The organism is Nocardia kruczakiae NBRC 101016, assembly GCF_001612965.1.
Lineage (GTDB): Bacteria > Actinomycetota > Actinomycetes > Mycobacteriales > Mycobacteriaceae > Nocardia > Nocardia kruczakiae.
The window spans coordinates 69896-78795 of the sequence record NZ_BDBL01000036.1 but is presented as its reverse complement, the minus strand read 5'-3'; the positions used below and the strand labels follow the sequence as shown (position 1 = coordinate 78795).

The 8900-nt window shown below is 67.1% G+C and carries 12 protein-coding genes; 1 reads left to right on the top strand and 11 read right to left on the bottom strand.

Annotated elements, in window-relative coordinates:
- From NK1_RS24480 to NK1_RS24460, 5 genes are all read right to left on the bottom strand, one after another.
- A partial coding sequence (locus tag NK1_RS24480; RefSeq protein WP_063012321.1) for an MlaD family protein occupies window positions 1-1220 on the bottom strand: 1220 nt, incomplete at its 3' end.
- 9 nt (window positions 1221-1229) lie between these two features.
- Window positions 1230-2093 (bottom strand): ABC transporter permease, encoded by an 864-nt coding sequence (locus NK1_RS24475; protein ID WP_063012289.1) that lies wholly within the window; start codon window positions 2091-2093, stop codon window positions 1230-1232.
- 1 nt (window position 2094) lies between these two features.
- Window positions 2095-2913, bottom strand: a complete 819-nt coding sequence (locus NK1_RS24470) for an MlaE family ABC transporter permease (RefSeq protein ID WP_036524691.1) — start codon at window positions 2911-2913, stop codon at window positions 2095-2097.
- Between the two features lie 303 nt (window positions 2914-3216).
- Window positions 3217-3408, bottom strand: coding sequence for a hypothetical protein (locus NK1_RS24465; RefSeq protein ID WP_063012287.1), 192 nt, complete (start codon window positions 3406-3408; stop codon window positions 3217-3219).
- A gap of 2 nt (window positions 3409-3410) precedes the next feature.
- Window positions 3411-3635, bottom strand: coding sequence for a hypothetical protein (locus tag NK1_RS24460; protein ID WP_063012285.1), 225 nt, complete (start codon window positions 3633-3635; stop codon window positions 3411-3413).
- A gap of 464 nt (window positions 3636-4099) precedes the next feature.
- Between NK1_RS24460 and NK1_RS24455 the strand changes: the two genes are divergently transcribed.
- On the top strand, window positions 4100-4348 hold the full coding sequence (locus NK1_RS24455; protein WP_039780057.1) for a hypothetical protein: 249 nt from the start codon (window positions 4100-4102) through the stop codon (window positions 4346-4348).
- A gap of 34 nt (window positions 4349-4382) precedes the next feature.
- Here NK1_RS24455 and NK1_RS24450 read toward each other — a convergent pair whose 3' ends face one another.
- Genes NK1_RS24450 through NK1_RS24425 form a run of 6 tightly spaced genes read right to left on the bottom strand, consistent with a single transcriptional unit; the run spans window position 4383 to window position 8822 of the window.
- Window positions 4383-4622 (bottom strand): ferredoxin, encoded by a 240-nt coding sequence (locus NK1_RS24450; protein ID WP_063012282.1) that lies wholly within the window; start codon window positions 4620-4622, stop codon window positions 4383-4385.
- Between the two features lie 3 nt (window positions 4623-4625).
- Window positions 4626-5708 carry an NADH-ubiquinone oxidoreductase-F iron-sulfur binding region domain-containing protein gene (locus NK1_RS24445; RefSeq protein ID WP_063012317.1) on the bottom strand — a complete coding sequence of 361 codons (1083 nt, stop codon included), beginning with the start codon at window positions 5706-5708 and terminating at the stop codon, window positions 4626-4628.
- Window positions 5705-6271 (bottom strand): ferric reductase-like transmembrane domain-containing protein, encoded by a 567-nt coding sequence (locus tag NK1_RS24440; RefSeq protein WP_063012319.1) that lies wholly within the window; start codon window positions 6269-6271, stop codon window positions 5705-5707. Before NK1_RS24440 ends, NK1_RS24445 begins: the two co-directional genes overlap by 4 nt.
- Entirely contained in the window at window positions 6268-7248 is a 981-nt protein-coding gene (locus NK1_RS24435; protein WP_063012280.1) for an FAD:protein FMN transferase, read from the bottom strand. The genes NK1_RS24440 and NK1_RS24435 overlap by 4 nt, the downstream gene beginning before the upstream one ends.
- Entirely contained in the window at window positions 7245-7547 is a 303-nt protein-coding gene (locus NK1_RS24430; protein WP_063012278.1) for a hypothetical protein, read from the bottom strand. The genes NK1_RS24435 and NK1_RS24430 overlap by 4 nt, the downstream gene beginning before the upstream one ends.
- A 51-nt stretch (window positions 7548-7598) precedes the next feature.
- A complete protein-coding gene (locus NK1_RS24425) occupies window positions 7599-8822 on the bottom strand; it encodes an oxygenase MpaB family protein (protein ID WP_063012276.1) in 1224 nt (407 codons plus the stop codon).
- Between the last annotated feature and the right edge of the window lie 78 nt (window positions 8823-8900).

Sequence of the window (8900 nt, the reverse complement as noted above, 5' to 3'; positions counted from 1 at the left end):
AGCGCCGGAACGCCGGGCAGGGCGGGCAGGCCGGGGATCAGCGGTTGCTGCGCGGGCGCGGCCGGCGCAGCGGGAGCCGGGGTCGGACGGGGTCCGGCCGCGTCGAGCCAGCGCGGCAGCTGCTGTTGCGGATAGTCTTGCGGCGGAGCCACATTCGGCACCGTCGCACCACCGCAGCGCGGACCGTACTGGTCGCCGTAGTGCGGGCAGTCCTTCGCCGTGTACTGCTGGAACGGAGTCAGCGAGGCGTCCATCGCCCACACCATCTGCTGTTTCGGACCCCAGTGGAACGTGGTCTTCAGACGCTGCAACGCGATGTTGAGATTGGCGGCGGTGAACGGAATCGCCTCGGGATCCTTGGCCAGGCCGCCGAACAGATCGTCCAGACCGGCGACGAGGAATTTGCCCGAATCCGGATTGCGCGCGAACAGATGGTTGACCGAGTCGACGGCGCCGCCCGCATTCGTCAGCAGCGCAACGAGATTCGAGCGGCGCTCGGTGAGGGTACGCGCGGTCGTCACCGAGTCCGACAGCACTCCCACCAATTCCGGCGCCGACTGGCTCAGTGCGGTCGCGGCACGGCCCAGATCACCCAGCATGTCTCCGATACCGGGAATGTCGTGCACCTGGGTGAGCCAGGTATCGAGCCGCTCCACGGTCGAACCCGGCACCCGCGCCGACGGTTCCAGCGCCGCAGACAGCGTCGCCAGCACCCGGCCCAGCTTCTCGGGCTGAATGTTGCTCAGCACATTGCGCAGCACGTTGAGCGTGGTCTGCAGTTGGATGGTCGCGGCACCGGTGTCCTGCGCGATGGTCGAGCCGGAATGCAGTGTCGCGGAGTCGGGCCCGTTGTCGACCAGTTCGATCGCGGTCACGCCGAACAGGTTGTTGGGAATGACACGCGCGGTGACGTTGGCCGGAATCGCCTCGGCGACACGCGGTTTCAGTGCGATGTCGGCGCGCTGACGCTCCCCTTTCGCCACCACCTCGACCGAATCGACGGTGCCGACGACCATGCCGCGGAATTTCACGTCGGCATGTTTGGGCAGCCCGTCTCCGGTACTGGTGAGAACCGCGTGGACGGGAACCTTCTCGGTGAAACGACCGGTGTAGCGCAGCGCGAGCAGATACAGCAGCGCGGCCACCACGAGCAGCATCGCGAGACCGGCCAGCGTGAGCTGGCGAGGGGTCGCACCGCGGCCACTGGGATCGAGAATCACGAACGACACCTATCCTGAGATCCGGAATCCGGGGTCGATGCCCCAGATCGCCAGGGTGAGAAAGAGATTCGCGAACACCATCACGACGATCACCATCTTGATCGCCCGCCCGGCCGCTACTCCGACTCCCTCCGGCCCGCCGCTGGCGACATAGCCGTAGTAGCACTGGATGAAGGTGGCGAGCAGTGTGAAGATCACGACCTTCAGCAGTGAATAGAACACGTCCGGCCCGATGAGGAACTGGAAGAAGTAGTGGTCGTAGGTCCCCGCGGTGGTGCCGCCGAGGAACAGCACCGTGAGTTTGGTGGTCAGGTAGGCGGCGGCCAGACCGACGCTGTAGAGCGGGACGATCGTCACCGTCGCCGCGATCATCCGGGTGCTGACCAGGTAGGGCAGCGGCCGGATCGCGCACGACTCCAGCGCGTCGATCTCCTCGGAGATCCGCATCGAGCCCAGCTGCGCGGTGAACCGGCAGCCCGATTGAATCGCGAAGGCCAGGGTCGCCAGGATGGGCGCCAATTCCCGGGTGGTGGCGAAGCCGGCGATGGCACCGGTCAGCGGGCTCATGGTCAGGAGGTTCAACGCCGTGAACGACTCCATTCCGACGATGATTCCGCCGAACGAACACAGGATGAAGACGACGCCGATGGTGCCGCCACCGACGATCAGCGACCCGTTACCCCAGCTCACATCGGCCGTCAGCCGGGCGAGTTCCTTCCGATAGTGCTTGACCACGAACGGGATCGCGGCCAGCGCCTGAAAGAACGTGATGGCCTGATGCCCCAGGCGCTGGTTCGCGTGCACCGGGGCCAGCGCCGCACTTCCGACGGCCCGCAGCGGCCGGGCCACGGGCGGGGTGTAGGAACTGGCCATCTCAGGCGACCTTCGTCGGGAGCAGGGTGTTCGACAGCTGGGTCAGAATGATGTTGGTGGCGAACAACATCAGCGCGGAGCTGACCACCGCGGAGTTCACCGAATTCGCGACACCGGCCGGTCCGCCGCTGGTGTGCAGCCCCACATCGCAGGCGATGATCGCGGTGAGCGCGCCGAAGATCGCGGCCTTGGTCAAGGCGATCAACAGATCGCTGGCCACCGCGAACGACGCGAACGATCCGATGAACGATCCCGGAGTTCCGGACTGGGCGTACACGTTGAACATGTACGCCGTCGCGAAGCCCACGAAAACGATGAAGCCGCAGAGCAATACGCTCACCAGCACCGCGGCGGCCAGCCGCGGCGCGACCAGCCTGCGCACCGGATCGACGCCCATCACCCGCATGGCGTCGATCTCCTCGCGGATCGTCCGCGAGCCGAGGTCGGCACAGATCGCCGAACCCACCGCGCCGGCGATCATCAGCGCGGAGACCAGCGGCGCGCCCTGCCGGATGATCCCCAGTGCGGCAACCGAACCGATGAACGTCGTCGCGCCCACCTGGTTCACCAGCGCACCGACCTCGATGGACACCACGACCGCGATCGGGATGGCCACGAACACCGTCGGGGCGGCCGAGACGTTGGCCATGAAGGCACACTGTTTGATGAATTCCTGGTACGGAAACCGGCGTTTGATCATCGCGACGAAGAGCTGAACGAACGCCTCTCGTCCCAGCGCGACCTGCCGGCCGAGGGTTTCCAGCGAACGTTGCGGATGGCGGCGCCAGAGGCCACCGGCGGCATCGACGAGACGCTGCAGTTCGCCCTCGTCGGTGGTCCGCCAGGGCGGAGCCGGCGGGTCCGGCCGATCGGAGGCTCGGGTCGACGTCACAGCGGTCGTTCCTTTCTCACGCTCACCGCTTGTCACGGACAGCCGAAACCGAACTGCCGGGCGTCGAGCGTGTGAAGTGTTACACACCGATTGGTGCGACACAAGATAGTAAGTTATCGACTGTTCTCGCAATATCGAATCAGATCGGCAGCGAGACTACACAGGTTTCAGCGCAGAACGCGGCGGCAACAAGTTATGGAATATTCCGTTTTCAGTAGGCCGCCATCGGGTCTATTGGGGGAGATTCTCCAAGTAGTGCTGCAACAGCACCAACAGCGCCCCGAGCAGTGCGATCCCCGCGCCCACCGCACACAGCACCGCGACCCACAGGCCGAATCGGAGAACAGGATTGACCTTGATTCGCCCACCGAGGATCTTGACTCCGATCACCACGATGTCGATGAGCCACACCAGCGCCATCATGACTAGGTCATGCAGACGTTCGAGAAGGTGAGCACAGGCCAGCACACGATCGATCCCAGGAAGGAGATGACCACGTCGATGCCGTGCATCTGCTTCAGGTGCGAGGTGTGCGTCAGGGCCCAGATCACCCCGATGATGCCGTAGGGCACGGCGAGAATGATGAGTGTCCCGAGGAATTCGGACACCTTCATCTCGTAGCTCAATAGCCGATCGAGTCGCTTCAGCATTGCGACGCAAGTCCTTTCACCCGTCGGCCGGACATCCGGTGCACGCGCCTCCCGCACACACCGGATACGGGCACCCTTGCCCGCCGGCCGCGGTCCCCCGGTGATTCGCGGGCCCGCAGATGCGTATGTTACTGGAAATTCACGTTTTGTGAAGTTGTCGCCCCGAACTGGTCGGATGGTGAATAGTCGGTGCTCATCCGATCAGCAGCGACAGAGCAGGAAGCCGACCGCTAGCGTCAAGTTACCGAGAATTCCTGCACATCCAGGGACGCAGGGATTAGCATGGAAGGGTGCCGCCGACCGTCGGATGCGAACGGCCCACGGATGTGACCACGACGGACCCGGCACGACCGGTGCGTGAGCCCGGCGATATCGCAGGGGGATCGCCGGTCTCGGCAGCGGATTCCGGCCGGCTCGATTGTCGTTCACCGACGCCACCGGATCCACCGAATCGAAGGATCACCGTGCCCAGCGAAACCATCCATCCGGACGGCGCATCCGGGCGGCGCAGTATCGCCGCTGTCCGATCGCGCGAAATTCTCAACTACTTCGGCAAATGCCAGGCGTGCGGCTACCCGGCACAGGCCGTCTTGCGGACCACGCTCTACAGCGACGGCACGATCACCGATGCGGTCATCGCGACCTGCGCCTCGCCGTGCGGGTGGTCGGGCACGTCGGCACCCACGGTGATGACGGTACGCACGGAACTGTGATCTTCGACTGTGCCGGGCGTCAACGTATCTCCCGTCAGCGGGCCGGTGGCCCTACCCAGCGCAGGGCCGCGGCCGGGCAGAGTTTGATCGCCTCGGTCGCGAGCGCGGGGTCCGGTTCGGAGTCGGTGAGGAGGGGATAACCCCACTCATCCAGAACTATTTGCTCGGGCAGCACGTGCGCGCAGATGCCGTGGCCGGTGCAGGCGATGCGATCGACCGCCAGGACGCCGGACGGGGGCCGGGTGATTCCGAGGACGCGATCTGTGAGAGACACGATTCACCCTTGCTGTCGATTCGAGACACGTTTGTTCCCAAGAGTTTCGACGAGCAAGGCCGTACCGAAGACGTCCAGCGCGGAGGCCAGCAACCGTGCCACGCCGTCGGGGAACCGGCACGCCCCTCGCCCAGGAACACGGGCGAGCCGGCGGAGGAGCCGCTCGGCGGTCTCGGCCGGCGCTCGCCGCTCGAGCAGGTCGCTCAGATCGTCGCGCAGCGCGGGCAATCCGAACATGCACGGGCCGCACTGGCCGGCCGATTCTCCCGCCGCATAGGTCAGCGCCGACAGCACCACCTGCCACGGATCGCTGCCGGCGGCGAGGACACGAAAGGCGCCGACGCCGGTCCCGATTCCGAACGGCGCCAGGGTTGATCGCGTCCACAGCGTATGTCGCGCCTCGGCGGGCAGGAATCCGCCGCTCAGACCGTTCACCCACAGCGCCTGCGGGGAGGTGGTGAGACCGCCTGCCCGATCGAGGATTTCGGAGACGGGCAGGCCCGCCTCCGCGGCGTGGACACCGGGGTCGCGGACGCCGTCGGCCACGGTCACCAGCCGTGGGCCGGGCTCGTCGGCAGTTCCGTAGGAGCGGAACCAGCCCGGCCCGTATTCTGCGATCTGCTGGATGCGCCACACCGTCTCGACGTTCAGTACCAGTGTCGGCGCGAGTCGTCGCCCGCGCGGGTCCCGGCCGCCGCCCGTGATCGGTTCGAACCGCATCACCGGTCGCGCCGGACCGCCATGCGCCAGCCGGACCAGCGCCGATTCCTCCGACGACACGTACCGCGGGGGCACGGCAAGGGTGTCGACCCCCGCCGCCTCCAGTACGGCCAGCGTCCGCGAGCCCCGGTGCGCGGCCACCCGCACCCGCTGCGCCGTAATGCGCCGGGCGCCGTCGAGCACCTCGGGCAGATGATGGGCGACGACCCACGCGTCCTTGGCCGAATCCCATTCTCCGTCACAGGCATTGACGATCAACTCCGCCCGGTGGCGGGCGGCGAGTTCGAGTTTGGCGGCGGTGGGAAAGTTCGCACCGCCGCGGCCGCGCAGCCCGGCGGCCGCCAGCATCTCCGGCAGTCCGGTCACGTCCACTCCTGAGAAGCGATGTCCGAGCGGCGGTGTCGATCCGCGTCGGGAAGGACCCAGCGCCATACGGCGCCGACCGCAAGCGCCACACCGCAGGCGACGGTGACGGATAACAGCGCCGGATCCTGCGCCGAGGCCATCGTCAGTCCGTGCACGACCGCCAGTGGGGCCATCGCGTACGCGAGCAGGTGCACCGCACGCCATATCCGGGTCGGTAGCCGGTGACGCAGCACGGACGTCGCGACGACGGCCAGCAGAATGTCCAGGGCGAGGGTGCCCAGCGCGACCCACTGCCGCTCGTAACCGGCCGTGAACGGCACCACCGTCGACAGCCATCCGAGATGGACGTACGTATCGACCGTCGCGGTCACGATGTGCGCGGTCAGGAAGACGATCGTGGCCAGGGCCAGCGTGCGATGCAGACCCATCGCCACCGCCGATACCGCGAGCCGGGGGCGCACTCGCGCGGCCGTGAACATCCCGAGCAGCGCGACCAGGGTCAGCAGCACGAGGGTGACCACCCCGGCGGCGCGCGAGACGTACCACAGCCACGGACTGGTCATGACACGTGCCGCTTCCGCGTCGCGGTCGGGGCGGGCCACCCCGGAGTCGTCACCACCTCGTGGTCGACGGTCATCAGACAGGCGGGCACGCCGCGATCGGCCAGCCATCGCGGCGCCTGATCGTCGAGGATGATCGCGGCCGTCGACGCCGCATTGGCCTGCACCGCATCGGGTCCCGCGCAGGTGACCTGCGCCCACCGCGTCCGGGCGGGCCGGCCGGTGCGCGGGTCGATGATGTGATGGCGGCGAATGCCGCCGCGCACCCACGTGCGCAGCCGCGTCGAGGAGGTCGCGAACGCCTGCCCGGTCGAGGTGACGACCTGCACCACGACGTCGTGCCAGTCCCGCACCCCGATGGACCAGCCCTGCGGCGGGACGGTGCCCGCGACGGCGATATCGCCGCCCAGATTCACCAGATAGCCCCCGGGCCCCGTCGCGGCCAGTTCGGCGGCGACCGTATCCGCCGCCCACGCCTTCGCACTCGCGCCCAGATCCAGTGCGGTTCCCGGGGACAGCGCCACCTCCCATCGCTGCTCGTCGAAGATCATGTGCCGCAAGGGAATCGAAAACGGATCGAGTGCGGGCGGGCCCACGTCGCCGCGGGCGCGCACCGCATCCAGATCGTCGTCGTAGCCGCAGGCGATCAGCGCCGCCCCCAGGGAGGCCGAGACCAACCCCGAGGTCAGGCGCTGGGTGCGCATCGCCGCCCGCAGACACGACCCGAGGGCCGTGCCGACCGGGATGCGCAACTGCTCCGAGCGACCCGCGCGAGCCGATTCGACGCTGCGCGAATTGATCACCGCGAGTTCGGAATCCGCGCGAAAGCGCGAGGCGGCACGATCGAGGTCGTCCAGCCGCGCGCGGACCAGATCGGCCGCGCGAGCCAGCTCCCGGGCATCGGTGCAGACGACCACGACCGATGTCCCGATCGCCGGAAACGTCTCCGAGGCCGCCGCCGCGCCTCGCGCGGTGCTCATGACCCGGCGGTGTGCTCGTGCGGCTCGCTGTCGGAATCCTGCACCGGCGGTGTGGGCGTCCACTCCCCCGGCCGGCTGCTTTCCGGTTGCGGCGCAGGGGAAGTCGGCGCCGAGACCGGATCGGCCGCGTGCACGTCCACGGGCACCCGCGGCACGGTTCCCGCGGGTTTCGCCGCATGGCCGATGGTTCCGTCCTGCACCGCCAATTCCACGGCGAGTCCACCGACGGCGACCGTCGCGGCGACGAATATTCCGGTCGCGCCGCGCCGGATTCGTGAGAGATTCGGGTTCGTTGTCATCTGTGTTCTACCTTCGCCTCTGATACCGCTGTCGCCCGCGAAGTCGGCGAATCACCGGTTGGTCTGCGGGATTTCGATGCTCAGCGGCATCCGCAGTTCGGCCATGTACCACAGCACGAACTGCCGCAGGAATTCGTCGAACAACCAGGTCGCGTCCGCGGTCGGCGGGATCACGCCCATCACGCCCTCGCGCACCGCGACGAACGGTCCCCAGCTGAACTTCAGCAACGGATCCCACACCGGCTCGCGCGCGATCCGCAGATCGTCGGCGATCTTGTCGCCCAGGATGAACCGGGTGAACGCACCCAGAATGGGCTTGCTGAGCAGTGTCAGATCGAGGTCGAAGCCCAGGTCCATGAGGTTGTGCGCGAGCTCGATACCCTCCGGCGTCGCCTCGATGATCGGGTCCAGTTGCTGCTTGGCCTGGGCGTCGGCCTGCTCCCACGTCGCGGGAATGTATTCGTCGCGAATACCGAGGAAGTGGCCGGCCAGCTGCCACGTGTGCAGGTAGCCCTCCGCCTCGGCCACCGGGATCTGCACATTCCAGGTCCGGAAGGTCCGCATGATGGTCGTGGCGAGGCTGTGCCAGGTGACCATCTTGTCGTCCTGGCTGATCGGGGTGTGTTCTTTCGGCCAATGCGGCGACTGGGGCAGCAGATGCCGGACCGCGGCATGGATGATGCGGGTCTTGACGCAGGTCACGATCATTTCGCCGCCCGGCTGATAGGCGTTGACCGTGCCGATGTCGTAGCCGAATTTCGCGGTCTTGGCGATGCGGTCCTTCAGATGCGAACCGCCCCGGGAGTAATACACCGCGCGCGCCTCGTGCGGGATGACGTTCGCCATCATGCCGCTGGCGAAGGCGTAGAGCACGCCCAGATACGTTCCGCGCTTCTTGTTGAATTCGAAGCCGGCCGCCATCTTGGCCTCGTCCGCCCACGACGGCAGCTGCCGCGCGTACTCCATGAAGTCGCGCATCTTCTGCGGCAACCCGTCCGGAATGGGCTGATCGTTGTACACCCAGGTCCGGAGCAGATTGTTGATCCGCGGAATGTCCTCGTGGTCCATGACGTCGGCGATCACCGGATCCGCCTCCGGATCCCACACGGTCAGCGGGTCGGCCCCGCCGCCGCTGCCGAGCACGGAACCGCTCGGCGACCACGTCCACGGCTCCGCCCGCGCGGTCCGCGCGCCGAGCGCGAGCGCGCCCGCAGCGCCGATCAAACCACTGCCTGCTCGCAGCGCATCGCGCCTGCTGAGACCCAGTCCGTCCATGCTATTGTCCCTCTTCATTGAGAAGCAGATACAGAGATACAAACTCTGTTTCTGAGTATCTTGATGAGACCACACCGT

Excerpts from the sequence above, each read along its gene's own strand:
- NK1_RS24475 (WP_063012289.1), bottom strand. The coding sequence starts at position 2,093 with ATGGCCAGTTCCTACACCCCGCCCGTGGCCCGGCCGCTGCGGGCCGTC.
- NK1_RS24465 (WP_063012287.1), bottom strand. The coding sequence starts at position 3,408 with ATGATGGCGCTGGTGTGGCTCATCGACATCGTGGTGATCGGAGTCAAG.
- NK1_RS24460 (WP_063012285.1), bottom strand. The coding sequence starts at position 3,635 with ATGCTGAAGCGACTCGATCGGCTATTGAGCTACGAGATGAAGGTGTCC.
- NK1_RS24440 (WP_063012319.1), bottom strand. The coding sequence starts at position 6,271 with ATGACCAGTCCGTGGCTGTGGTACGTCTCGCGCGCCGCCGGGGTGGTC.
- NK1_RS24435 (WP_063012280.1), bottom strand. The coding sequence starts at position 7,248 with ATGAGCACCGCGCGAGGCGCGGCGGCGGCCTCGGAGACGTTTCCGGCG.
- NK1_RS24430 (WP_063012278.1), bottom strand. The coding sequence starts at position 7,547 with ATGACAACGAACCCGAATCTCTCACGAATCCGGCGCGGCGCGACCGGA.
- NK1_RS24425 (WP_063012276.1), bottom strand. The coding sequence starts at position 8,822 with ATGGACGGACTGGGTCTCAGCAGGCGCGATGCGCTGCGAGCAGGCAGT.